The organism is Polaromonas potterensis (genome assembly GCF_033446725.1).
In the GTDB taxonomy this organism is placed as follows: Bacteria; Pseudomonadota; Gammaproteobacteria; order Burkholderiales; family Burkholderiaceae_C; genus Polaromonas.
On the sequence record NZ_JAWQLX010000002.1, the window covers coordinates 353,159 to 377,230 of the forward strand.

A 24,072-nucleotide genomic window follows, 5' to 3' on the forward strand; every position below is an offset into this window, starting at 1 on the left:
GGCCGCCCCAAGGCGCGAAGGCCCCCTCGGGGGGCAGCGTAGTACGAGAAGCGACAAGCGTGGGGGCCATATCAGACGGTCAGCAGCATCATGGCCAGCGGCAGGACGGGCACCAGGGCATCGACCCGGTCCAGCACACCACCGTGGCCCGGCAACAAGCCGCTGGAATCCTTGGCGCCAGCGCTGCGTTTGACCAGAGATTCGACCAGATCGCCCACCACACTCAAGGCGGCCAGGAACACCACGGCCAGCAAAGTCACGACCAGGCCATGCTGCGCGGCCAACCGTGCATACAGGCTTTGCCCGGACGCATCCAGCGCGAGCCAGGCGAGACACAACACCAGCACGCCCACCATGCCACCCCAGACACCTTCCCAGCTTTTACCCGGGCTGATCGCCGGCGCCAGCTTGCCTTTGCTGAAACGCCCGCCAAATGCCTTGCCGGCAAAATAGGCGGCAATGTCGGCGACCCACACCAGCAGCAGCACCGACAGCAAGAAATTGATACCCATGACACGTGCTTGCGCCACAGCCAGCCAGGCCAGCCAGAGCGCCAGAACCCCAACCACCAGGCGAACGGTTCGCGGAATACGTGGCCAGCCTGTCACACCGCCGCGCAACAACCAGGCGCCCGCCAGCACCCAGGCCGCACCGGCCAAGCGCCAGAGTAAAGGCAGCGGTTGCTCCAACAATCCCAAATCCCAGGCCATCACGCACAGCAACACGCAGGCAAAACCGGCCCCCAGTGAAGCCATGGGGCCATACCCGTTCAGGCGCGCCCACTCCCAGGCCCCTGCGGCAATCAGCACCAAAGCGACCGCACAAAACGGCACGGCCGTGGGATAAAAAAGTGCCGGCAGCAAGATGGCCAGCAGCACGATGGCGGTGATCACGCGTTGCTTGAGCATCAGGCAGCTTTCTTGGAGGGTTTTTTGCGGTCCGGGCCGATTTGGGCTGAGGTTTGGCCGAAGCGCCGTTCACGGCTGCGGTAGACGGCAATCGCCTCATCCAGCGCAGCGTCGTCAAAATCGGGCCAGAGCTTGTCGGAGAAATGCAGTTCGGAGTAAGCCGCCTGCCAGAGCAAAAAGTTGCTGATGCGCAGCTCGCCCCCGGTGCGGATCAACAGGTCCGGGTCTGGCACATGAGCCAGCGCCAGCGCGCGATCCAGCGCCATTTCCGTGATTTCTTCGCCGCGTTCGGAGAGCTTGCGGGCCGCCTGGGCAATATCCCAGCGTCCGCCGTAGTTGAAACAGACGTTGAAGACCAGGCGCTGGTTGTCTTCGGTGGCGCGTTCGGCTTGCGCCAATCCGGCTTTGACCTTCTCCGACAGGCGCTGCCGGTCACCGACAAAATGCAGCTGCACACCGTTGGCCTTGAGCGAAGGCACTTCGCGGCCCAAGGACAGCGCCAGCAACTCCATCAGACCGGAAACTTCGTCGGCGGGCCGGTTCCAGTTTTCGGATGAAAAGGCAAACACCGTGAGCACACCGATGCCGCGAGCCAGACAAGCTTGCACACAACGGCTCAGCGCGCCTACACCCTGCTGATGGCCAGCGACACGCGGCAGAAAACGCCGCGTGGCCCAACGGCCATTGCCATCCATCACGATGGCGACATGGTGCGGAACCTGGCTCATGGCTTCACTCACGAAGATGACCTCAGGGGCCAAGAGGCCACGAGCGTTGAGCGCGCATGGGGGGAAACTTTTCCGCCGGGCCACCCCAATGAAAAAATGGTCCCCTCGGGGGGCAGGGAGCTACACGCAGTGAGCGACCGTGGGGGCAAAAGTGCGCCGCGCCGGGCCGCCCCAAGCAAGCGCACGCCCCTCGGGGGGCAGCGTAATACGCGAAGCGACAAGCGTGGGGGCAAGCTAAACCGCCATGATGTCTGCTTCTTTGCCCGTGACCAGTTTGTCAACATCGGCAATGAAACGGTCGGTGAACTTCTGGACTTCGTCATGGGCACGGCGCTCGTCGTCTTCCGACGCCAGCTTGTCCTTGACCAGTTTTTTCACGCCTTCGTTGGCGTCGCGACGCAGATTGCGAATCGACACCTTGGCGTGTTCACCTTCGCTGCGGACCACTTTGGTCAACTCTTTGCGGCGCTCTTCGGTCATGGCCGGCATGGGCACACGAATCAGGTCGCCCTGCGAGGCCGGGTTGAGTCCGAGATCGGAGTCACGAATGGCTTTTTCGATCTTGGCGCCCATGCCTTTTTCCCAGGGTGCCACACTGATGGTGCGCGCGTCCAGCAGCGACACATTGGCCACCTGGCTGATAGGCACCATTGAGCCGTAATAGTCCACATGTACCGTGTCCAGCAAGCCGGGGTTGGCGCGCCCGGTGCGAATTTTGGTCAGTGCATGCTTGAAGGACTCCACCGATTGCTGCATCTTCTGCTCGGCGTTGTTCTTGATGTCAATAATGCTCATGATTCAATCTCCGGATGGATTTTTATTCTTGCAAAAAGTCGGGGAAAACCTGGTCGGGTCCGAATCAGCTTCAGACGTGGACCAGTGTTCCTTCGTTTTCGCCCTGCACCACGCGCTTGAGCGCGCCGTGCTTGAAAATGCTGAAAATCTTGATTGGCAGCTTCTGGTCGCGGCACAGCGCAAAGGCCGTGGCGTCCATCACTTCAAGATTTTTGCCCATGGCCTCGTCAAAGGTGATGTTGGTGTAGCGAGTGGCCAAAGGATCTTTCTTTGGGTCCGCGCTGTACACACCATCCACCTTGGTGGCCTTGAGCACAATTTCTGCACCGATTTCAGCGCCGCGCAAGGCGGCCGCGGTATCGGTCGTGAAAAAGGGATTGCCGGTACCGGCTGCAAAAATGACAACCTTGCCCTCTTCGAGGTATTGCAAGGCCTTGGGCCGCACATAAGGTTCGACAATCCGCTCGATGCCGATGGCCGACATGACTCGCGGCGTGAGGCCGGCCTTGTCCATGGTGTCGCCCAACGCCAGGGCATTCATCACCGTGGCCAGCATACCCATGTAATCGGCCGTCGCCCGGTCCATGCCAACAGAACCGCCCGCCACGCCGCGGAAAATATTGCCACCGCCGATCACGACGGCCACTTCCACGCCCATGCGTGTGATTTCGGCAATTTCTTCCACCATGCGAACAATGGTCGCGCGGTTGATGCCAAAGGCATCGTCCCCCATCAAGGCTTCACCTGAAAGTTTCAACAAGATTCGCTTGTAGGCTGGCATGAGGGGAGTTCCTGTCGTTTTTATGGGCGTAAGTTTAGCGGCCTTCCGGTTTGGCGGGGGCAATCAGGCGGCTTTGGCAGCAGCCACCTGGGCAGCAACTTCAGCGGCGAAATCGTCGACCTTTTTCTCGATGCCTTCACCGACGACGTACAACGTGAAAGCTTTCACGGTCGTGCCTTTTTCCTTGAGCATCTGCTCAACGGTCTGCTTGTCGTTTTTGACGAAAGGCTGGTTGAACAAAGACACCTCTTTGAGGTATTTCTGCACGCCGCCTTCGATACGTTTTGCAACAATTTCAGCCGATTGCACGGGCTTGCCGGCGGCGGTCGCGACAGCCGCGTCTTCGGCGGCCTTGGCGGCTGCGACCGAGCGCTCTTTGGCGACCAGTTCGGCAGGCACCTGGTCGCTGGACAGCGACACTGGCTTCATGGCGGCCACATGCATGGCGACGTCTTTGGCGGGCGTTTCTTCACCTTCGAACTCGACCACCACGCCGATACGCGTGCCGTGCAGGTAAGAGGCCAGCTTGCTGCCTTCAAAACGCTTGAAGCGGCGCACGCTCATGTTTTCGCCGATCTTGCCGATCAGGCCTTTGCGCACGTCTTCGATCGTCGGGCCAAAGCCGTCGAGGGAAAAAGGCATGGCGCCGACGGCTTCCACATCGGCCGGGTTGTTCTTGACGATGCCTTCAGCAACAGCCTGGGTGAACGCCAGAAAGCTGTCGTTTTTGGTCACAAAGTCGGTTTCGCAATTGATTTCGACCAGCGCACCCACAGCGCCTTCGCTGTGATAGGCGATCACGCCTTCGGCAGTGATACGGGAAGCGGCCTTGCCGGCCTTGTTACCGAGTTTGACGCGCAGGATTTCTTCGGCTTTTTCAAAATTGCCTTCGGCTTCCGTCAAGGCTTTTTTGCATTCCATCATCGGGGCGTCGGTTTTTGCGCGCAACTCTGCGACCATGCTTGCTGTGATTGCCATCTTCAGTTCTCCGTGTGTCGTGTTGACTTCAATTAAATACGTTTCGCCTTGGGTAAGGCTGTGAAAAAGGGGCTACGCGAGCCCCTTTTTCGCGTCAGGCGCAGGGCCGGAACAATCAGGCAGCTGCGTTGTCCACTTCGACGAATTCGTCAGAGCTCTCGGCCGAAACCATCTTGACAACTTCGTTACCCGCGCTGGCGCGGCCTTCGATGATCGCGTCGGCGATACCGCGGGCGTACAGCGCCACAGCCTTGGACGAGTCATCGTTACCGGGGATGACGTAGTCAATGCCGATAGGGGAATGGTTGGAGTCAACCACACCGATCAGTGGAATGCCCAGCTTCTTGGCTTCCAGCACGGCGATCTTGTGGAAACCCACGTCGATCACGAAAATCGCATCCGGCAAAGCGTTCATGTCCTGAATGCCGCCGATGTCTTTTTCCAGCTTTTCCATTTCACGCTTGAACGTGAGTTGCTCTTTCTTGCTCAGGGTGTCGAGGCCGACTTCCTGCTGGGCCTTCATTTCCTTGAGGCGCTTGATCGAGGTCTTGACCGTCTTGAAGTTGGTCAACATGCCACCCAACCAACGCTGGTCGACAAAAGGCACGCCAGCGCGCTTGGCTTCAGCGGAAACCAGCTCACGGGCCTGGCGCTTGGTGCCCACCATCAGGATGGTGCCGCGGTTGGCGGACAGCTGCTTGGCGAATTTCATCGCTTCCTCGAACATCGGCAGCGATTTTTCGAGGTTGATGATGTGAATACGGTTGCGGTGGCCGAAGATGTACGGGGCCATCTTGGGGTTCCAGAAGCGGGTTTGATGACCGAAATGGACGCCGGCTTCCAGCATTTCACGCATGCTTGTTGACATAGATTTACTCCAAAGGTTGTGTCTAAAATCAGCGCTTATCGCCGGGAACACCCCGGGCAACACCTTGAATGGCTGATTTGCGATTTATTGCACGAAGGCCGAACTGCCTCTCGCACAACCCGCTGAGTATAACATCCCCGCCACGGCTGCTGCCGCCACCGGAGCACTATTTAGCTACAGCCGGTGACAGCCACCCGTCCAGACCGCTTCGCCAAGCCCTTAAAAATGATAGCTGTCCGCGCCCATTCGGCGAGGGCCAGCGACCGATTTGACTAAAAACCCCATGAATCCCCCACCCACCAGCCCTCCGAACCCCTTGCTCCAGGACACCGCCACATGAGGGTCGCCGTCATAGGCGCCGGCATCATCGGCATCACCACCGCCTGGGAACTCGCCCTGGACGGCCACGACGTCACCGTGTTCGAGCGCCGCAGCGCGGCAGCGGAAGAAAGCAGCTTCGCCAATGCCGGCGTGGTGGCCCCGGGTTACGTCACCCCCTGGGCGGCGCCCGGCATGCCGGGCAAGGTGTTGGGCCACCTGTTCAGCCGCCATGCCCCGGTCAAACTCGGCCTGCCCCTGTCCATCCGCGAACTGAGCTGGATCTGGAAATGGTGGCGCGCCTGCAAGCTGGAAACCTACCTGGCCAACCGCGCCCGCCTGCAGCGCCTGGCTTTTTACAGCCGCGAACGCCTGCACGCCTTGACCGCCGAGCGGCAACTGGTTTACGACGGCAGTCCCGGCTACATGGTGCTGCTGCGCGCCGAGGCCGACGCCAAGATGGTCGAGCCCGGCCTGCAGGTCTTGCGCGAGGCCGGTGTGGGTTTCCGCCAGATCGGCTCCGACGAGGCGCGCAAGATCGAGCCCGCCCTGAACCCCGACACGCCGTTGCTGGGGGCGATTCACCTGCCCGACGACGAAGTGGCCAATTGCCGTCAGTTCGCCCTGCTGCTCAAGGCAGAGGCCCAGCGTCTGGGCGTGAAATTTGAGTTCAATACGACCGTAGCCCATATAGAACGGTCGCAAGCAGCTAGCCTTTTAATAGCGGGTGAAACAGCGCCGCGACGTTTCGATGCCCTGGTCCTGTGCGCCGGCCTGGCCTCGGCGCCCTTGCTCAGGCCGCTGGACCTGAAAATCCCGCTGGCTGCCGTCTACGGCTACTCCATCAGCGCCCCCCTCCGCGAACCGCTGAACGCGCCGCGCAGCGCGTTGATGGACGAACGTTACAAGGTCGCCATCTCGCGCCTGGGCAACCGGGTGCGGGTGGCGGGCAGCGCCGAAATCGGCGGTGCGCCGGACAAAAAACGCGCCGCATCCATCCAGACCCTGTACAAGGTGCTGCAGGACTGGTTCCCTGGCGCAGCCCACACGGCCCATAGCGGCGCCAGCGTGCAGGAGTGGAAAGGCGCCCGCCCCATGTTGCCGGACGGCCCGCCCATCATCGGCGCCAGTGGCATTCCTGGCCTGTGGCTCAACCTCGGCCATGGCTCCAGCGGCTGGGCGCTGAGCTGCGGCAGCGCGCGCGCCGTGGCCGACCTGGTCGCGGGCAAAACCCCGGACATCGACATGGACGGCCTGGGCGTGGCCCGACTCCTGGGCTGAGGCCGCACAATCGGCCCATGCAGAAAGTCTCCAGCGCCCTCACCTTGCCGCTGTACGGCGTGGCGGCGACGCGCCGGCTGGAACAAGACGGCGCAGCGTCCCTGGCGCCGCACACCCTGATGCAGCGTGCCGGCCTGGCGGCCGCGCGCCTGAGCCTGGCGCTGGCGCCACATGCGCAGCATTTCTGGGTCGCCTGCGGCCCCGGCAACAACGGCGGCGATGGCCTGGAAGCGGCCATCCACCTGCACCAGTGGGGCAAAACCGTGGTTGTGACCTGGCTGGGCGCCAGAAACGGGCGCCAGGTGCCGGCCGATGCGCTGGCCGCGCTGGTTCGGGCACGCACCGCGGGTGTGCCCTTCGCAACGACGGAACCGCAAGACTACGACTTCGCGATCGACGCCCTGCTCGGCCAGGGCGCCGCGCCGCGCCCTACCGCCAGCCCAGCCAGGACCGATCAACTCGGCCAGTGGCTGGCTTTGCTGCAGGCCAGCCAACAGCCCGTGCTGGCGCTGGATATCCCGAGCGGACTGGACGCCGACACCGGCGCCTCCTTCGCTCCTGAATCCATAGCTGATTGCGCCCGCCCCATTAGGGCTGGAGCCCGATTTACCTTAAGCTTTTTGACCTTGAAACCGGGTTTGTTCACGGCCGCCGGCCGGGACCGGGCCGGCCAGGTCTGGTGGGATGACCTGGATGTGGCTGCACCAGCAGACCTGGCGCCCGACGCCTGGCTGCTAGGCCAGGACCGCGCCAGCCCCTCCGGCCGCGCAGAAGCCGCCCACGCCAGCCACAAAGGCAGCTTTGGCGATGTCGCCATCCTGGGCGGTGAATCAAGCGCCGGCACCCACATGGTCGGCGCCGCCTTGCTGGCCGGTCGTGCCGCCCTGCACGCCGGTGCGGGCCGGGTGTTTGTCGCCCTGCTCGGCACGCCCGGCATGACGGTGGACCCCGAGCAGCCGGAATTGATGTTTCGCAGCCCGACCGAGCTGGACCTCCAAACCCAGGTCCTCGTTTGCGGCTGCGGCGGCGGCGAAGCCATCAGCGGCGCCCTGCCCCAGGTCCTGTCCAGCGCTCAGGCGCTGGTGCTGGATGCCGACGCGCTCAATACCATCGCCCGCGACACGCAGTTGCAAACCCAGCTGCTGGCCCGCCATGGCCGTGGTTATCGCACCGTCTTGACCCCGCACCCATTGGAGGCCGCGCGCCTGCTGGGCAGCAGCACGGCCGCGGTACAGGCCAAGCGCCTGCAAGCCGCCCAGCAACTGGCAGCGCAATTTCAGTGTGTGGTGGTGCTCAAGGGGTCGGGGACGGTGATCGCCGCGCCCGGCAATATCCCCTGCATCAACCCGACCGGCAATGCCCGCCTGGCCACGGCCGGCACCGGCGACGTGTTGGCCGGCATGCTGGGCGCTGCGTTGGCCGGCGGCGCATCCGCGCTTGATGCAGCCTGCAGCGCCGTGTTCAAACACGGCCAGTTGGCGGATCACTGGACGGCCCGGCATGCCGGGCAACCGCTGACCGCTTCCGGCCTAGCCCAGAACCATCAGGCCGATCTGCAATAAAAGCAGCAAGGCCAGCGCCGACAAATCGACCCCGCCTATGGCCGGAAGAATGCGGCGCAGCGGTGTCAACATCGGTTCGGCCAGCCGGCCCAGCAAGCCATACAGTGGCGAGCCGGGTTGCACCCAGGACACAATCGCGTAGGCCAGCACCACGACAAACGCCGCCTGCAAGGCCACACGCACCAGCATCTTGAGGGCAAACAGCAGCACAGCGGGCAACAAGGCCGGCCCGAAGCCGGACATCGCCGCCAACCCGCCAGTCAGCGCCCCGAACAAGACCACCCAGAGCAGACCGTACACCAGCGCCAGCAGCAAGGCTGCCAGCACACTGGCCCAGTCCACGCGCGACTGCGCCAGAGACTTGGGCAATACGCGCCGCAGCGGCTTGACCAGCCAGTCGGTCACGGCCATCACAAAGTAGCCCGGCTGGGCACGCATGTTGACACGCAGGTAGTTCATCCAGGCCCGCAACAGCGCAGCCGCGATCAACACAAAGAACAGGGTTTCAAGAAGAAAAGACAGGATTTGGATCAGCATCGGTTTTCAATCTGCACGGGAACGGGTCTGACCATCTCATCCACGCCTGGGTTTTTTACTCGGCTTGCGCCCCGCGCTGGCTGCTGATTTTTTAACCGCGGCCTTCAACGCCTGAATCGGCGACTTGGGCGCCCGGCTGTCCGACGAGCTGCTGCCACGCGACTCGCTCCGTTTGCCGGCACGCTTGTCGCTGCGTTTGTCACCTGTCGTACGCGGTAAAGCCCGCTCCTGCTCCGGCAGTTCGGCTGCGCGCCCGCCGGTTTTGTCTTTCATGGCCCGGCTGACCAGCTCTTCGCCCTCGCGCACCAGACGAAAGTCAATTTTCCGGCCGTCCAGATCAACCCGACTGACCTGCACACGCACCCGGGTGCCGATCGCATAACGGGTGCCGGTGCGCTCGCCGCGCAACTCCTGGCGCGCCTCGTCAAAGCGGAAATATTCGCCGCCCAGCTCGGTGATATGCACCAAGCCTTCGACATACATGGCATCCAGCGTGACAAAAATACCAAAGCCGGCCGCCGACGTGACCACGCCGCCGAACTCTTCGCCCAGATGCTCGCGCATGTATTTGCATTTGAGCCAGGCTTCGACATCACGGCTGGCTTCGTCGGCGCGGCGTTCGTTGGCGCTGCAATGCAGGCCGGCCGCCAACCAGGCGAGTTGGTCCACGCTGGTTTTCTTCGGTTTTTCCTCCGGGTCTTTCACACGTGACGCCAGCCGCTTGGACAGCTTGGCCACGGCTTCGCCGGGTGTGGGCAAGGTCGGCAACACGTACTTGGTCTTGTTCAGGATGGCCTTGATGACGCGGTGCACCAGCAAATCCGGGTAACGCCGGATCGGGCTGGTGAAGTGCGTGTAGGCCTCGTAGGCCAGACCGAAGTGGCCGTTGTTCATCGGCGTGTAAATCGCCTGTTGCATGGAGCGCAGCAACATGGAGTGGATTTGCTGCGCATCCGGCCGATCTTTGGTGGCCACGGCAATCTGCTGGAACTCGCCCGGCGTCGGGTCGTCAGAGATGGTCATGCCCAGGCCCATCGCCTTCAGGTAGTTGCGCAACATGTCTTTTTTCTCGGCGGTCGGGCCTTCGTGCACCCGGAACAAACCGACATGTTTGCTCTGCGCGATATAGTCCGCCGAACAGACGTTGGCCGCCAGCATGGCTTCCTCGATCAGGCGGTGCGCCACGTTGCGGGTACGTGGCACGATTTTTTCGATGCGGCCCGCATCGTCGCAGACGATTTGGGTTTCGGTGGTTTCAAAGTCCACCGCGCCGCGCACGCTGCGCTCCTTGAGCAAGGCCTGATAGACATCGTGCAGGTCGAGCAGATGCGGCACCAGCGCCTTGCGCTGGGCGGCTTCCGGCCCACGCGTGTTGGCCAGGATGGCGGCCACTTCGGTGTAGGTGAAACGCGCGTGACTGAACATCACGGCCGGGTAAAACTGGTAGGCGTGGACTTCGCCCTTGGCGTTGACAAGCATGTCGCAGACCATGCACAGGCGCTCCACACTGGGGTTCAGCGAACACAGGCCGTTGGAGAGTTTTTCGGGCAGCATGGGGATCACGCGGCGTGGAAAATAAACGCTGGTGGCGCGGTCGTAAGCATCGACGTCAATCGCGCTGCCGGTTTCCACGTAGTGGCTCACGTCGGCAATCGCCACCAGCAGCCGCCAGCCCTTGCCGCGGCCGACCTTGGCCGGCTCGCAATACACGGCATCGTCAAAGTCCCGGGCATCCTCACCGTCGATGGTGACCAGCGGAATGTCGCTCAGGTCCACGCGGTTCTTTTTGTCGGCGGGACGGACCGTGTCTGGCAAGGTCCGGGCCAGCGCCAGCGCGGCCTCGCTGAACTCATGCGGCACGCCGTATTTGCGCACCGCGATTTCAATCTCCATGCCCGGATCGTCGATCTCGCCCAGCACTTCCTTGACCCGTCCGACCGGCTGGCCAAACAGTGCCGGCGGCTCGGTCAGCTCGACCACCACAATTTGCCCGACTTTGGCTGTGCCGGTCGCGCCCTTGGGAATCAACACATCCTGGCCGTAACGCTTGTCTTCCGGCGCGACCAGCCAGACACCGCTTTCCTGCAGCAGGCGACCGATGATGGGGTTGGGCGAACGTTCGATGATCTCCGTGACCCGGCCTTCGGGGCGATTTTTGCGGTCATGCCGCACGATGCGCGCCTTGACGCGATCCTTGTGCAACACGGCGCGCATTTCATTCGGCGGCAGGTAGATGTCGGCTTCGCCGTCATCACGCAGAACAAACCCGTGACCATCGCGGTGGCCTGACACGGTGCCTTCAAATTCGGCCAGTAGCCCGGCGCCCTGGCCGGTGGTTTGTGTAGTTGTTTTGATAAGTAATCTCTTTTCTTCTTGAGATGGTTATATTGTAAAAATCGCGGCGCCGCTTTGAAAGCGGCCCGTGATGCGTCATGTTTGTTATGTTTCAGGCGTCAAAATAAATCGGCGCAGCATCGGATCACAGTAAACCCGATCTTCGCGCAATCTTGTGACGAGTGATCACGCAGAAAGATCGAAATTTTTTAAGGTCCGGTCCAGAAAAGCGATTTGGTGATGGTACACTTTGCTGCATGTGCCCGGGTGGCGGAATTGGTAGACGCGCACGGTTCAGGTCCGTGTATCGCAAGATGTGGAGATTCGAGTTCTCTCCCGGGCACCAGATACACCAAGTCAGCGAAAGCTGGCAAACACACAAAAAGGCCACTGCCAAAACAGTGGCCTTTTTTGTTTCTCTCTCAGGTTTTTTCAGGCGCTTGCCAGGCGCCTTTCCAAACAGTGTCTTCAGACCGGCACAGCCACCAGATCATGGCCTTGTGTTCCGACAACACGGGCCTTGGTGAATTCACCCACCTTTAATGTTTTGCTGATTTTTTCAGGCGGCAACAATTTCACGATGCCGTCAATCTCTGGCGCATCGGCATAGCTGCGGCCTATGCCGCCTTTTTTACCCATGCCAGGCGCCGAATCCACCAGCACCTGCATAGTCGCACCCACACGCTCCTGCAGCTTGCTGCTGGACACCGCTTCGGCCACCGCCATAAAACGCGCCCTGCGCTCTTCACGCAGCGCCAGCGGCAACATGCCGGGGATGTCGTTGGCCTTGGCACCATCGACCGGGCTGTAGGCAAAACAACCCGCACGATCTATCTTTGCCTCGCGCATGAAATCGAGCAGATGCGCAAACTCTTCTTCGGTCTCGCCAGGGAAACCCGCGATAAACGTACTGCGAATCACAATCTCCGGACACATCTCGCGCCAGCGCGCAATACGCTCAAGATTTTTCTCCCCGCTGGCCGGACGTTTCATACGTTTGAGCACATCGGGGTGGCTGTGCTGCAGCGGCACGTCCAGGTAAGGCAATACCTTGCCGCTGGCCATCAGCGGAATCACCTCATCCACACTGGGGTAGGGATAAACGTAATGCAGGCGCACCCAAGCACCATAAGGCTCGGCAATTTCACCCAGCGTTTGCACCAATTCCAGCATCCGCGTCTTGACCGGCTTGCCGTCCCAGAAACCAGTGCGGTATTTGACATCCACGCCATAAGCCGAGGTGTCCTGACTGATCACCAACAGCTCTTTGACGCCACCCTCAAACAAGGCGCGCGCCTCGCTGAGCACATCACCAATCGGGCGCGACACCAGATCACCCCGCATCGACGGGATGATGCAGAAGGTGCAGCGGTGGTTACAGCCTTCGCTGATTTTCAGATAGGCATAGTGCCGGGGCGTGAGCTTGATGCCGGCAATGCCAAAAGAATTTGGGACCAGGTCTACAAACGGATCATGCGGCTTGGGCAGGTTCAGGTGCACCGCATCCATGACTTCTTGTGTGGCGTGCGGGCCGGTTACGGCCAGCACACTGGGGTGCATTTGCCGCACCAGGTTGCCGCCGCCCTCGCCGGCTTTGGCGCCCAGGCAACCGGTCACGATGACCCGGCCGTTTTCGGCCAGCGCTTCGCCTATGGTGTCCAGGCTTTCCTTGACGGCATCGTCAATAAAGCCGCAGGTGTTGACGATCACCAGATCGGCACCTTCAAAGGTTTTTGAGGTCTGGTAACCCTCGGCATTCAATTGCGTGAGGATCAGCTCCGAATCGGTCAGCGCTTTGGGGCAACCCAGGCTGACAAAACCGACGCGCGGAACCTTGTTCGGAGTGGAAGAAGGGATGGAGGAAGGGGCTTGGCTCATGCCCTCTATTGTCTCAGAGCCGGCCGCTTATGCGCAGACGGCGCTCGAAAGCACTTTGTTACGCTGTCAGCGCTTCAAACCCAGGGCCGCCAGCATCTGCTCGCTTTGTTTTTGCATTTGCTCCTGCATTTGCGTGAACACGGTTTTCGACTGCTCCACATAAGTGCCCATCATGCCCTGCATCATCGGTGACTGGGCATTGATGAACTGGGCCCACATCTCCGGCGTCAACCCCTGGGATTGCTCGGCCATCTTGACCTGCAGATCCGTGAAGGACTGGACGTTTTTCTCCAGGTAGGCCCCCATAAAACCCTGCATGGCGTGGCCGTAGAAACGAATGATGTTGCCCAGCACCGCCTCAGTGAACATGGGCGCACCACCGGTTTCCTCTTCCAGAATGATTTGCAGCAGAATGCTGCGTGTCAGGTCTTCATTGGTTTTGGCATCACGCACGACAAAGTCGGCCGTGTCCATCACCAGTTGCTTGACGTCAGCCAGGGTGATGTAGGTCGAGGTATCGGTGTCGTAGAGACGGCGATTCGGGTATTTTTTGATGATGCGCGTCTTGACGGCTTTGCCGCTCCGACTGCCTGCAGTGGCATTGCCCGAAGGATGCGTCGAGTCAGAAGACTGACTAGCTGACGAACTGGTGGGCTTGCTTTTTGGCACTGCACGAACTCCTCTGATTTCTGCCTGTGCTGGTTGCACAGGTCTGGTATGCATTCTAGGAAGTATGCATACCTACAATCACCTTGGTTTACCCTGTGTCACCTGTATACACAACAGAATGACAGAGGAAAACTTCAGGAAATTGGTAGGCGCGATTGGACTCGAACCAACGACCCCCACCATGTCAAGGTGGTGCTCTAACCAGCTGAGCTACGCGCCTAAGGACTGTTCGATCTAGCAATTGTAGCAGGGCAAAACGCCTTCTTTGACTCCGGGCGAATATTTTTAAAAAGACTTCAACGTCTTCGCGCTGAACGCACGCCAGTCACCTCGGCCACGACGGACAAAACCTGGTTGAGTCGGCCCGAATCCGCAACCTCCACCGTGAAGGTCATCCACGCCGTGCCGCCGCGATTGTCCTTCACCGATTGGGTTTGCACACCAATTACATTCATTTTTTCCTTGGCAAACACCTCGGAAATATCGCGCAGCAAACCCTGCCGATCGGCAGCTTCAACAGCCACATCCACGGGGTAGACCGAACCATCACCACTCTTGGGCTGGCTCCACTGCACCTCAATCACACGGTCCGGGCTGCCGCTCGCCATATTCCTGAAGTTGCTGCAGTCACCGCGGTGAATACTCACGCCTTTGCCCTTGGTCACAAAACCAACAATGACATCGGGCGGCGCCGGTTTGCAGCACTTGGCCATTTGCGTCAGCAGCGAGGCAATGCCCACCACCAGCACGCCACCTTTGCGTTTGCGCTCGCCGGCCTTGTCCTGCTGCCTGGCTTTTTTGGCAAGCACGTAATCGTCTTGTGTAGGCGCCGGTTCGGGCGGCTTGAGCATGTTTTCAATGGTGCGCAAAGACAACTCGTCCTTGCCTACAACCTCAAACAAATCTTCCGCGCTTTTGAAACCGAGCAGTGACGCCAGGTCTTCCAGCTTCATTGCGGTTTTGCCCTCGCGCTGCAGCAACTTTTCCACCGCTTCACGGCCACGCGCCACGGTTTGCGCCATGGCTTGTGCATTGAACCAGGCACGCACTTTCGACTTCGCACGATGGCTGGCCAGGTAGCCCAACTCCGGATTGAGCCAGTCGCGCGACGGGCCGCCCTCCTTCGTCGTGACCACCTCCACGGTCTGGCCGTTTTGCAGCGGCGTGTTCAGCGGCACCATGGCGCCGTCAATGCGTGCGCCGCGGCAACGATGGCCCAGGCTGGTATGAACGCTATAGGCAAAGTCCAGCGCCGTCGCGCCCTGCGGCAACTCCACAATGGCGGCATCCGGCGTCAACACATAAATACGGTCCTCAAACAAGCCCTGGTTCGCGTCACGCGCCTTGGCCGCCAAGGGCCCCGACAGATCCCGCTCCCAGGCCAGCAGTTGCCGCAGCACGGCGATTTTTGCGTCGTACTCGCCACTGGCCGAGACACCGCTGTAACCCTTGGCGCCGGCCTCCTTGTAGGCCCAGTGGGCGGCCACGCCGTGTTCGGCATGATCGTGCATGGCCTGGGTCCGGATCTGGATTTCCACCGCGCGCTGCTGCGCATCACGCACCACGGTGTGCAGGGACTGGTAACCATTGGATTTGGGCTTGGCAATGTAGTCGTCAAACTCCCCCTCCACCGGCGTGAAATGTGAATGCACAAAGCCAAGCGCGGCATAACAGCCCTTCACATCGGCGGCGATCACACGCATGGCGCGGATGTCGAATACCTGCTCAAAGTCGAGCGACTTGCCGCGCATTTTTTTGACAATGCTGTAGATATGTTTGGGCCGACCTTGCACCAACGCAGCAATGCCGTTGCTGTTCAAGTCGCGTTCCAGCTGCGCGCGCAAGGCTTCCATGAAGCCTTCGCGTTCGGCGCGTTTTTCATCGAGCAGGCGGGCAATGTGTTTGTAGGTGTCGGGCTCCAGGAAGCGAAAAGCCAGGTCTTCCATTTCCCATTTAATTTGCCAGATGCCCAGGCGGTTGGCCAGCGGCGCAAACACATGCAGCGACTCGCGCGCCACCGCCAACGGTGCCGGTTGCCGGATGGCGGCAAAGTGGCGCAAAGTCTGTAGCCGAGAAGCCAGCCGCAACATGACCACCCGCAAATCGCGCGAGAAGGCCAGCAGCATCTTGCGCACGTTTTCGGTTTGTGCTGCCGGGTCTTCCGTCAGTTGCGCCTTGGCATTGGCGGCTCTGGCCTGCTTTTGCACATTGACCAGCTTGGTGGTTTCAATCGCTAGCGCTGCAAAGTTGGCGCCAAACGCCTTGGCGATCACCTCTTGCGGCTTGTTCAGGTGCGCGCAGGCATGCACCAGATAAGTGGCGGCCTGCATGGCTTCGGAGCCACCAATGGTCTTGAGGATGGCCGCGACGGCGTCTGCATGGGCCAGGATGTTTTCGCCGGTGTCCAGTACTTCACTGGCGATCAGCGGCTCGGAAAAAGCCCGGGCGCGCGCCAGCGCATGCGGCTGGTCCGGCAGGCTGTCCGCAGTGGCCGTGACGATGGATGCATTGACAGTGGGCGCTGTGGACGGTGTACCCAGTCCGGCCCCGGTATTTTTCATGGCAACTCAGTCAGATTTCAAAAAACAATTCAGACAAACAGAAAGTCACTCACCGTGCTGACCTGATCCATCGCCACCAGCGTGGGCGCATGCCCTACCCCATCGAACTCCACCAGCCTGGCCCTGGGCCCGCGCTGCGCCATGACCAGCGCCGTCTCGCGGCTGAGCAGGTCCGACTGCGCGCCGCGCATGATCAGCGTGGACGCCTTGATGTTGTCATACAGCTGCCACAACATGGCTTCGCCCTGCTGGGCTGCTGCTTCGGTCGTGGCGCGCACGGGTACCGCAATCGCCGGGTCGTAGTGCAGCCGCAGCGGCCCATCCGAGCCGTCAGCCTCCGACACCGGTGTGACCATGTGGCGCGACAGCTCCAGCCATTGCTCGGGCGTGTGAGGGCCAAAGCTGGTCGATACCGCCCACATCGCGTCGGCGGCCTGCTGCAAGGAGCTGAAGTGCCCGGCCTTGCCAAGGTAAGCCGCGATACGTTCAATCGCCTGCCAAGCAATGGCTGGTCCGACGTCGTTGAGCACCAGTTTGTGGATTGGCGCCGGCAAGATCGCGCGCGCGCCCGTCGCGGCATCGGAGACGTTCAAACCCGGCTGGCCGGCGATCACCATGCCTATCAGCCCACCCATGCTGGTGCCAACCCAGTCCAGGGTGCTGATGGGCGACTGCCGGTGCAACTGTGCCAACAACACCAGCATGTCGGCCGCATACAGCGGCACCTGGTAAGCCATGGAGTCCTTGAGCCAGTCGCTTTGGCCGCGGCCCACCACGTCGGGGCAGATCACCCGCGCATCATCCTGCAGGTAACGCGCCAGCGTGTCGAAATCGCGGCCCTGGCGCGACAGGCCATGTACACACATCACCACGCGCGGGTTGGCTGGATCGCCCCACTGCCAATAAGCCATGCGATGGCCACCCGAGGCGTCGGGACAAGGTACGTAGTTCAGCGTAGGTTCGTTCATTGCAGGTGAATCCGGGTTCAAGGCTTGATAATTGCCAAAGCCGCTTTTCAGCGTTTCTTTTGCATCGTAAATCATCCGGAGAAAACTTCATGCTCAAAGGTAAAACTGCTCTTGTGACCGGCTCCACCAGCGGGATCGGCCTGGGGATCGCCAAGTCGCTGGCGGCACAAGGCGCCAACATCGTGCTCAATGGTTTTGGCGACGCCGAAGGCCCCAAAGCCGAAATCGCCGCACTCGGTGTGAAGGTGGCCTACCACGGCGCGGACATGAGCAAACCCGCCGAGATCGAAGACATGATGAAGTTTGCCGCGAGCCAGTTCGGGCGCGTGGATATTCTTGTCAACAACGCCGGCATCCAGCATGTGGCCAGAATAGAAAACTTCCCGGTTGATCGCTGGGATGCCATCATCGCCATCAACCTGAGCAGCGCCTTTCACGCCACACGCCTGGCCCTGCCGGCCATGCAAGCGGCCGATGGCGGAAAGGGCTGGGGCCGCATCATCAACATCGCCTCGGTCCACGGCCTGATCGGGTCGGCGGAAAAAGCCGCTTATGTCGCGGCCAAACACGGCATTGTCGGCCTGACCAAAGTTACGGCGCTTGAAAATGCCACCTCTGGTGTGACCTGCAATGCCATCTGCCCGGGCTGGGTGCTGACACCGCTGGTGCAAAAACAGGTTGATGCCAAAGCCGCAGCCGGTGGCCTCTCCGACGAACAAGCCACGCAGCAATTGCTGGGCGAAAAAGAACCGTCTATGCAGTTCACCACACCGGAAGAACTGGGCGCACTGGCTGTATTTTTCTGCTCGCCCGCCGGCAACAACGTCCGTGGCGTGGCCTGGAACATGGATGGCGGCTGGGCAGCGCAATAAATCCGGACGGGCCGCGTCAACAAGCGCGGCCTTTCCAAAACTTTAATGAAATTGGCCTCTAGCCCTTATACAGTGGGCTCAAGAAGCTATTCATTTCATAGCGAATGCAGCCCTACCGCAATGCAAGCAGCGTTAGTTGCCATGCCCCCAGCCGCTGGAAAATACTGTTTGAATGTTGTTCAGCCAAAGAAAAAGCCCCAAGTCGTCAAGACTTGAGGCTTTGATTCTGGTGGGCGGTGCAAGTTTCGAACTTGCGACCCCTGCAGTGTGAATGCAGTGCTCTACCCCTGAGCTAACCGCCCTATTTGTTCAGCCTCAAATTATAAGCTGTTTTTGAGGGCTTAGGCCGCTGCGCGCCAGACAGTTTTTCCTTTGCTGGCTTTATCGATGTCGGTCAGCAGGTTTTCGTGGGCGGCAACTTCCTGCTCATTGGCCAGCAGCAAGGGCAAATCGAAGCCACGGAGGTCCATCGCCACGACCTCGCCGCCGCCGGGCGTGCTGCTGTCCATGTCCATCACCAGCGAGTTTTGCCCACGCGTCAGGTTGATGTACACATCGGCCAGCAGCTCGGCATCCAGCAAGGCGCCGTGCAGGGTTCGGCCCGAGTTATCGACCTCCAGACGGTCGCACAAGGCATCCAGCGAATTGCGTTTACCGGGGAACAATTCCTTGGCCATCATCAAGCTGTCGGTGACCTTGGCCACGCAGTGCTTGATAGGCGGTCGGCCTATCAGCTCCAACTCCTTGTTCAGGAAGCTGATGTCAAACGGCGCGTTGTGGATGATGACTTCGGCGTCCTGCAAATAGGCCAGCAACTCGTCGGCAATGGCGCCGAATTTGGGCTTGTCCTGCAGAAACTCATTGCTGATGCCGTGCACCTTGAGCGCGTCCTCATGGCTCTCGCGCTCGGGGTTCAGGTAGAAATGTTTGTTGTTGCCGGTGAGCTTGCGGCCCAGCAACTCGACGCAGCCGATTTCAATGATGCGGTCGCCGTTGGCGGCGGAAAGACCGGTGGTTTCGGTGTCTAGAACAATTTGGCGCATGGGAAGGATTGTAGGGATCGCCGGGTGACAGTCATCCCGGACCGATTGATCCGCAATGGCAAATCTTCAGTGATTCTCTTTGGCGTGGTTGATCGAGTATTTGGGAATCTCGACCGTGACATCGGTCTGCGCCAGGAAGGCCTGGCAACTCAGACGAGAGTTGGGCTCCAGGCCCCAGGCGCGGTCCAGCAGGTCTTCTTCGGTTTCATCCAGCTCATTGAGCGACTGCATGCCTTGGCGCACGATGACGTGGCAGGTGGTGCAGGCACAACTCATGTCGCACGCGTGTTCGATGTTGATGTTGTTGTCCAGCAGTGCCTCGCAGATCGAGGTGCCGGCTGGCGCCGAGACCTCGGCGCCATTCGGACAATATTCGGGGTGAGGCAATATTTTGATGATGGGCATGGGGTGCTTCCGTGCGGTCTCAGACCGTCGCGATGTTTTTGCCGGCCAGGGCTTGGCGGATGCCGCGGTTCATGCGCTGGGCGGCAAAGTTTTCGGTGCCGTTGGCCAGGGCTTTGATGGCCGCCTCGATCTGCGCGGCATCGCCGTTTTGGCGGGTGCTGGCCAGCTCGGCCATCAAGCGGTCGATCTCGGATTTTTCTTCGGGTGTCAGCAAATCCGCATCGGCGGCCAGCGCGCTGCGCGTGGCCAGAATCATGCGGTCGGCATCGACCTGCGCCTCGGCCAGCGCACGCGCCTGCATGTCTTGCTGAGCGGTGGAGAAGCTGTCTTGCAACATGCGGGCGATGTCTTCGTCGGACAAGCCGTAAGACGGTTTCACATCTATGCTGGCTTCCACACCACTGCCCTGCTCTTTCGCGCTGACGCTGAGCAGGCCGTCGGCATCGACGGTGAAGGTGACACGGATACGCGCCGCGCCGGCTGCCATGGGCGGAATGCCGCGCAGCTCAAAACGCGCCAGGCTGCGGCAATCGGCCACCAGGTCGCGTTCACCCTGCACCACATGCAGCGCCAGCGCGGTCTGGCCGTCCTGGTAGGTGGTGAAGTCCTGCGCCATCGCGGTCGGAATGGTCTGGTTGCGCGGCACGATGCGCTCAACCAGGCCACCCATGGTTTCAATACCCAGCGACAGCGGAATCACGTCGAGCAAGAGCAAATCGGTGCCACTGTGGTTGCCGGCCAGCTGGTTGGCCGAAATGGCCGCGCCCAGTGCGACCACTTCGTCCGGGTTCAGGTTGGTCAGGGGTTCGCGGCCGAACAGGCCGGCCACGGCGCGGCGCACCTGCGGCATGCGGGTCGAGCCGCCCACCAGCACAACACCCTTGACGTCATCCTTGGTGAATTCGGCGTCGCGCAAAGCCTTGCGCACAACGGCCAGGGTGCGTTGCGTCAAGCCGGCGGCGGCTGTTTCGAAGTCTTCGGATTTCAATTCAAAATTGATCGCAGCCCTTGTCAGACGGGCGGAGAATGCTACGGAATTGGAAGCAGACAGCGCTTCCTTGCTGGCCCGCGCGGTTTGCAGCAAGATGGCCTTGTCGGACGCGGTCAAGGTGTCGGCCGCCAGGCCGGCCTTGGCCAGTACCCAGTCGACTAGCGCGCGGTCATAGTCATCACCACCAAGTGCCGAGTCGCCGCCAGTCGCCACGACCTCAAACACACCTTGCGTCAGGCGCAGGATGGAAATGTCAAACGTGCCGCCACCCAGGTCGTAAATCGCGTAAACCCCTTCGCTGGCATTGTCCAGGCCGTAGGCAATGGCCGCTGCCGTGGGTTCGTTGATCAGGCGCAGCACCTTGAGGCCGGCCAGTTGCGCCGCATCCTTGGTCGCCTGGCGTTGCGCGTCGTCAAAGTACGCCGGCACGGTGATCACCGCGCCGTAAATATCGTCGTTGAAGGTGTCTTCAGCGCGGTAACGCAGCGTGGCCAAAATTTCGGCGCTGATCTCAACCGGACTTTTTTCACCGGCCACGGTTTGCAAGGTCACCATGCCGGGCTGGTCGACCAGTTGGTAAGGCAACTGCGCCCGGCTGCCAATGTCATCGATCCCGCGCCCCATCAGGCGCTTGACCGACGCAATGGTGTTTTGCGGATCCAACACCTGCGCGGCCAGCGCCTCAAAGCCAATCTGGCGGCTGGTGGCGCCGCTGGCATCCAGCAGGTAACGCACCACGCTGGGCAGCAACACACGGCCCTCTGCATCGGGCAGGCATTCGGCCACGCCGTTGCGCACACTGGCCACCAGAGAATGGGTGGTCCCCAGGTCAATGCCAACGGCAATACGTCGCTGATGCGGATCGGGCGTCTGGCCGGGTTCGGATATTTGCAGTAATGCCATGAATACTCTGGGAGCGAAAGATGGGGAAAAAGCCTAGAGGGCTGTAAAAGTCTATTGTCCTAGCGAGTCGATGCGCGCATCGACTTCACTGCCAAAGCGCTCAATAAACATAAGGCTTCTGACCTGCTGGGCCGCTGCGGTAAAGTCCTTCTGTTGGTCCAGGATCCGCTCTATTTTTGATAGCTGCTCACGCTTTCTGGATGAGGCCTGGGAGGCTATTTCTTCCAAATTTTCTAGCCCCTCGGCATCTTCCAGCGCTTCGCGCCATTGCATTTGCTGGACCAGGAAATCAGGCGGCATGGCGGTGTTGGTCTCGGCCCGAATCGGTGCCCCATGCAACTCGCACAGGTACATCGCTCGCTTCAAGGGATTCTTCAAGCGCTGGTAAGCCTCGTTGATACGCACCGACCACTGCATGGCCAGGCGCTGGGCCGCCGCGCCCTGGGCCGCAAACTTGTCGGGATGGGCTTCACGCTGCAGCTCTTTCCAGCGCGCATCGAGGGCGGCCGGGTCCTGTGCAAATTGCACAGGCACGTCAAAGAGTTCGAAATCGTTGGATTGAAGGTTCATGTCAAGAAAATGCCGCCAGCACCGGGGGTGAAGGCGGCATAGGCCGATGAGGGTCCGGCGCCGTCAAACCCGAAAGCTTTCTCCACAACCGCAACGATCACGCTCGTTGGGGTTGATGAACTTGAAACCTTCGTTGAGGCCCTCGCGCACGAAGTCGAGCTGGGTGCCATCGATGTAGGCCATGCTTTTCGGATCGACCAGCACCTTCACGCCGTTGTCTTCAAAAACAACGTCTTCAGGCGCGATTTCGTCGGCATATTCCAGCTTGTAGGCCAGGCCGGAGCAACCGGTGGTTCGCACGCCCAAACGCACACCCACGCCTTTGCCGCGCTTGCTCATGTAGCGGGTGACGTGTCGTGCTGCGGCGTCAGTGAGGGTAACGGACATGGAAGGCTTGCCGGTCAATAAAAATTAATGGGTGTGCTTTTGCTTGTAATCGTTCACGGCCGCCTTGATGGCGTCTTCGGCCAGGATGGAGCAGTGAATTTTCACGGGCGGCAGGGCCAGTTCTTCGGCAATCGCGCTGTTCTTGATGCTCGCCGCTTCGTCCAGGGTTTTGCCCTTGACCCACTCGGTCACCAGCGAGCTGGACGCAATCGCCGAGCCGCAGCCATAGGTCTTGAAACGTGCATCTTCAATCACGCCGGTCAAAGGATTGACCTTGATCTGCAGCTTCATCACGTCGCCGCAGGCCGGTGCACCGACCATGCCGGTGCCTACCGTGTCGTCGCCTTTTTCAAACGAGCCGACATTGCGGGGGTTTTCATAGTGGTCCACCACTTTTTCGCTATATGCCATTTTGTTTACCTCTTTAAGCTATCTTGCGTTGCTGGCCTGCCTTAATGGGCGGCCCACTGGATGCTGGAAATATCCACACCATCCTTGAACATTTCCCAAAGCGGCGACAGTTCACGCAGCTTGGCCACGTTTTCCTTGATCGTCGCCACGGCGTAGTCGATTTCTTCTTCGGTACTCCAGCGGCCAATCGTCATACGCAGGCTGCTATGGGCCAACTCGTCGCTGCGACCCAGGGCGCGCAGCACATAGCTGGGCTCCAGGCTGGCCGAGGTACAAGCCGATCCGCTGGAAACGGCCAGGCCCTTGATCCCCATGATCAGGGACTCGCCCTCGACATAGTTGAAGCTCATGTTGAGGTTGTGCGGCACGCGTTTATCGGCATGGCCATTGAGGAAAACCTCTTCCACGTCCTTCAATCCGGCCAGCATGCGATCGTGCAGGGCTTGAATACGCTTGTTTTCCTCGTGCATTTCAGCCTTGGCGATGCGGTAAGCCTCGCCCATGCCCACGATCTGATGTGTCGGCAAGGTGCCCGAACGCATGCCACGCTCGTGGCCGCCGCCGTGCATCTGCGCTTCCAGGCGCACGCGGGGTTTGCGCCGCACGTACAAGGCACCGATGCCTTTGGGGCCATAAGTCTTGTGCGAGGTCAGGCTCATCAGGTCGACCGGCAAGGTCGCCAGATCAACATCCACACGCCCGGTGGCTTGCGCCGCATCGACGTGGAAAATGATGCCCTTCTCGCGGCACAAGGCGCCAATCGCCGGGATATCCTGGACCACGCCGATTTCGTTGTTGACGTACATGACGCTGACCAGAATCGTGTCGGGGCGGATGGCCGCTTTCAACACCTCGAGGTCGAGCAGGCCGTCGGCCTGCACGTCCAGATAAGTCACCTCAAAACCCTGGCGCTCGAGTTCACGGCAGGTATCGAGCACGGCTTTGTGCTCGGTCTTGACCGTGATCAGGTGTTTGCCCTTGGACTTGTAGAAATGCGCCGCGCCTTTGATCGCCAGGTTGTTGGACTCGGTCGCACCGCTGGTCCAGACGATTTCGCGGGGGTCGGCGCCTATCAGCGCCGCCACTTGCTCGCGGGCTTTTTCGACCGCGGCTTCGGCTTCCCAGCCCCAGGCATGGCTGCGCGAAGCGGGGTTGCCGAAATGCTCGCGCAACCAGGGAATCATGGCGTCCACCACCCGTGGGTCACACGGGTTCGTGGCACTGTAGTCCATATAAATAGGGAAGTGTGGGGTTTCCATTTGGCTAGCTTTTCAGTTCACAGCGCTGGCTTGCAGCATAAAAACGAGCCGGCAAGGATGCCGGC

At 60.7% G+C, this 24,072-nt stretch carries 22 protein-coding genes and 3 tRNA genes; 4 read left to right on the forward strand and 21 right to left on the reverse strand.

The window, feature by feature from the left end:
* Nucleotides 1-71: 71 nt before the first annotated feature.
* From R6254_RS04815 to rpsB, 6 genes are all read right to left on the reverse strand, one after another.
* A complete protein-coding gene (locus R6254_RS04815; RefSeq protein ID WP_318404844.1) occupies nucleotides 72-908 on the reverse strand; it encodes a phosphatidate cytidylyltransferase in 837 nt (278 codons plus the stop codon).
* Nucleotides 908-1,636: a polyprenyl diphosphate synthase gene (gene uppS, locus R6254_RS04820; RefSeq protein WP_318404846.1), complete on the reverse strand. Its 729-nt coding sequence runs from the start codon at nucleotides 1,634-1,636 to the stop codon at nucleotides 908-910. The genes R6254_RS04815 and uppS overlap by 1 nt, the downstream gene beginning before the upstream one ends.
* A gap of 234 nt (nucleotides 1,637-1,870) precedes the next feature.
* On the reverse strand, nucleotides 1,871-2,431 hold the full coding sequence (gene frr, locus R6254_RS04825) for a ribosome recycling factor (RefSeq protein ID WP_318404847.1): 561 nt from the start codon (nucleotides 2,429-2,431) through the stop codon (nucleotides 1,871-1,873).
* A 70-nt stretch (nucleotides 2,432-2,501) separates the two neighbouring features.
* A complete protein-coding gene (gene pyrH / locus R6254_RS04830; RefSeq protein WP_318404848.1) occupies nucleotides 2,502-3,212 on the reverse strand; it encodes a UMP kinase in 711 nt (236 codons plus the stop codon).
* A 63-nt stretch (nucleotides 3,213-3,275) separates the two neighbouring features.
* Nucleotides 3,276-4,190, reverse strand: a complete 915-nt coding sequence (tsf, locus tag R6254_RS04835) for a translation elongation factor Ts (RefSeq protein ID WP_318404850.1) — start codon at nucleotides 4,188-4,190, stop codon at nucleotides 3,276-3,278.
* A gap of 115 nt (nucleotides 4,191-4,305) precedes the next feature.
* Complete coding sequence (rpsB, locus tag R6254_RS04840; RefSeq protein WP_318404851.1) at nucleotides 4,306-5,058, reverse strand: 30S ribosomal protein S2; 753 nt, start codon at nucleotides 5,056-5,058, stop codon at nucleotides 4,306-4,308.
* A 336-nt stretch (nucleotides 5,059-5,394) separates the two neighbouring features.
* Here rpsB and R6254_RS04845 point away from each other — a divergent pair, with 336 nt between their 5' ends.
* Together R6254_RS04845 and R6254_RS04850 are read left to right on the forward strand one after the other, a co-directional pair.
* The gene (locus tag R6254_RS04845) at nucleotides 5,395-6,657 is read left to right on the forward strand and encodes a D-amino acid dehydrogenase (RefSeq protein ID WP_318404853.1); all 1,263 of its coding nucleotides are present in this window, start codon (nucleotides 5,395-5,397) and stop codon (nucleotides 6,655-6,657) included.
* A 17-nt stretch (nucleotides 6,658-6,674) separates the two neighbouring features.
* Nucleotides 6,675-8,219, forward strand: coding sequence for an NAD(P)H-hydrate dehydratase (locus tag R6254_RS04850; RefSeq protein ID WP_318404855.1), 1,545 nt, complete (start codon nucleotides 6,675-6,677; stop codon nucleotides 8,217-8,219).
* Here the strand turns inward: R6254_RS04850 and R6254_RS04855 are convergent.
* Both R6254_RS04855 and rnr read right to left on the reverse strand, forming a co-directional pair.
* Nucleotides 8,187-8,756, reverse strand: a complete 570-nt coding sequence (locus R6254_RS04855) for a YggT family protein (RefSeq protein WP_318404857.1) — start codon at nucleotides 8,754-8,756, stop codon at nucleotides 8,187-8,189. The two genes, R6254_RS04850 and R6254_RS04855, sit on opposite strands and share 33 nt — an antisense overlap.
* Nucleotides 8,757-8,792: 36 nt before the next feature.
* Entirely contained in the window at nucleotides 8,793-11,111 is a 2,319-nt protein-coding gene (gene rnr / locus R6254_RS04860; RefSeq protein WP_318405212.1) for a ribonuclease R, read from the reverse strand.
* A gap of 240 nt (nucleotides 11,112-11,351) precedes the next feature.
* Between rnr and R6254_RS04865 the strand changes: the two genes are divergently transcribed.
* Nucleotides 11,352-11,436 (forward strand) — tRNA-Leu (locus R6254_RS04865).
* A 122-nt stretch (nucleotides 11,437-11,558) separates the two neighbouring features.
* Here the strand turns inward: R6254_RS04865 and rimO are convergent.
* The 5 genes from rimO to R6254_RS04890 all read right to left on the reverse strand — a co-directional run bounded on the left by rimO (nucleotide 11,559) and on the right by R6254_RS04890 (nucleotide 17,166).
* Entirely contained in the window at nucleotides 11,559-12,968 is a 1,410-nt protein-coding gene (gene rimO / locus R6254_RS04870) for a 30S ribosomal protein S12 methylthiotransferase RimO (protein WP_318404859.1), read from the reverse strand.
* Between the two features lie 66 nt (nucleotides 12,969-13,034).
* Nucleotides 13,035-13,526: a polyhydroxyalkanoate synthesis repressor PhaR gene (phaR, locus tag R6254_RS04875; protein WP_318405213.1), complete on the reverse strand. Its 492-nt coding sequence runs from the start codon at nucleotides 13,524-13,526 to the stop codon at nucleotides 13,035-13,037.
* Between the two features lie 254 nt (nucleotides 13,527-13,780).
* A tRNA-Val gene (locus R6254_RS04880) sits at nucleotides 13,781-13,857 on the reverse strand.
* A gap of 76 nt (nucleotides 13,858-13,933) precedes the next feature.
* Nucleotides 13,934-16,198 (reverse strand): RelA/SpoT family protein, encoded by a 2,265-nt coding sequence (locus tag R6254_RS04885; protein ID WP_318404861.1) that lies wholly within the window; start codon nucleotides 16,196-16,198, stop codon nucleotides 13,934-13,936.
* Nucleotides 16,199-16,227: 29 nt separating this feature from the next.
* Nucleotides 16,228-17,166, reverse strand: a complete 939-nt coding sequence (locus R6254_RS04890) for an alpha/beta fold hydrolase (protein ID WP_318404862.1) — start codon at nucleotides 17,164-17,166, stop codon at nucleotides 16,228-16,230.
* Between the two features lie 89 nt (nucleotides 17,167-17,255).
* On the opposite strand from R6254_RS04890, the gene R6254_RS04895 reads away from it, so the two are divergent.
* Nucleotides 17,256-18,038, forward strand: coding sequence for a 3-hydroxybutyrate dehydrogenase (locus R6254_RS04895; RefSeq protein WP_318404863.1), 783 nt, complete (start codon nucleotides 17,256-17,258; stop codon nucleotides 18,036-18,038).
* Between the two features lie 227 nt (nucleotides 18,039-18,265).
* On the opposite strand, the gene R6254_RS04900 is transcribed toward R6254_RS04895, so the two are convergent.
* The 8 genes from R6254_RS04900 to R6254_RS04935 all read right to left on the reverse strand — a co-directional run bounded on the left by R6254_RS04900 (nucleotide 18,266) and on the right by R6254_RS04935 (nucleotide 24,007).
* Nucleotides 18,266-18,340 (reverse strand) — tRNA-Val (locus R6254_RS04900).
* A 39-nt stretch (nucleotides 18,341-18,379) separates the two neighbouring features.
* Nucleotides 18,380-19,081 carry a DNA polymerase III subunit epsilon gene (dnaQ, locus tag R6254_RS04905; RefSeq protein WP_318404865.1) on the reverse strand — a complete coding sequence of 234 codons (702 nt, stop codon included), beginning with the start codon at nucleotides 19,079-19,081 and terminating at the stop codon, nucleotides 18,380-18,382.
* Nucleotides 19,082-19,147: 66 nt separating this feature from the next.
* Nucleotides 19,148-19,486, reverse strand: coding sequence for an ISC system 2Fe-2S type ferredoxin (gene fdx / locus R6254_RS04910; protein ID WP_318404867.1), 339 nt, complete (start codon nucleotides 19,484-19,486; stop codon nucleotides 19,148-19,150).
* Between the two features lie 19 nt (nucleotides 19,487-19,505).
* Nucleotides 19,506-21,380 carry a Fe-S protein assembly chaperone HscA gene (hscA, locus tag R6254_RS04915; protein ID WP_318404869.1) on the reverse strand — a complete coding sequence of 625 codons (1,875 nt, stop codon included), beginning with the start codon at nucleotides 21,378-21,380 and terminating at the stop codon, nucleotides 19,506-19,508.
* A 51-nt stretch (nucleotides 21,381-21,431) separates the two neighbouring features.
* On the reverse strand, nucleotides 21,432-21,950 hold the full coding sequence (gene hscB / locus R6254_RS04920) for a Fe-S protein assembly co-chaperone HscB (protein ID WP_318404870.1): 519 nt from the start codon (nucleotides 21,948-21,950) through the stop codon (nucleotides 21,432-21,434).
* A 63-nt stretch (nucleotides 21,951-22,013) separates the two neighbouring features.
* Complete coding sequence (iscA, locus tag R6254_RS04925; RefSeq protein ID WP_318404871.1) at nucleotides 22,014-22,337, reverse strand: iron-sulfur cluster assembly protein IscA; 324 nt, start codon at nucleotides 22,335-22,337, stop codon at nucleotides 22,014-22,016.
* 24 nt (nucleotides 22,338-22,361) lie between these two features.
* Complete coding sequence (gene iscU, locus R6254_RS04930) at nucleotides 22,362-22,748, reverse strand: Fe-S cluster assembly scaffold IscU (RefSeq protein ID WP_318404872.1); 387 nt, start codon at nucleotides 22,746-22,748, stop codon at nucleotides 22,362-22,364.
* A gap of 41 nt (nucleotides 22,749-22,789) precedes the next feature.
* Entirely contained in the window at nucleotides 22,790-24,007 is a 1,218-nt protein-coding gene (locus tag R6254_RS04935) for an IscS subfamily cysteine desulfurase (protein WP_318404874.1), read from the reverse strand.
* Nucleotides 24,008-24,072: the final 65 nt, after the last annotated feature.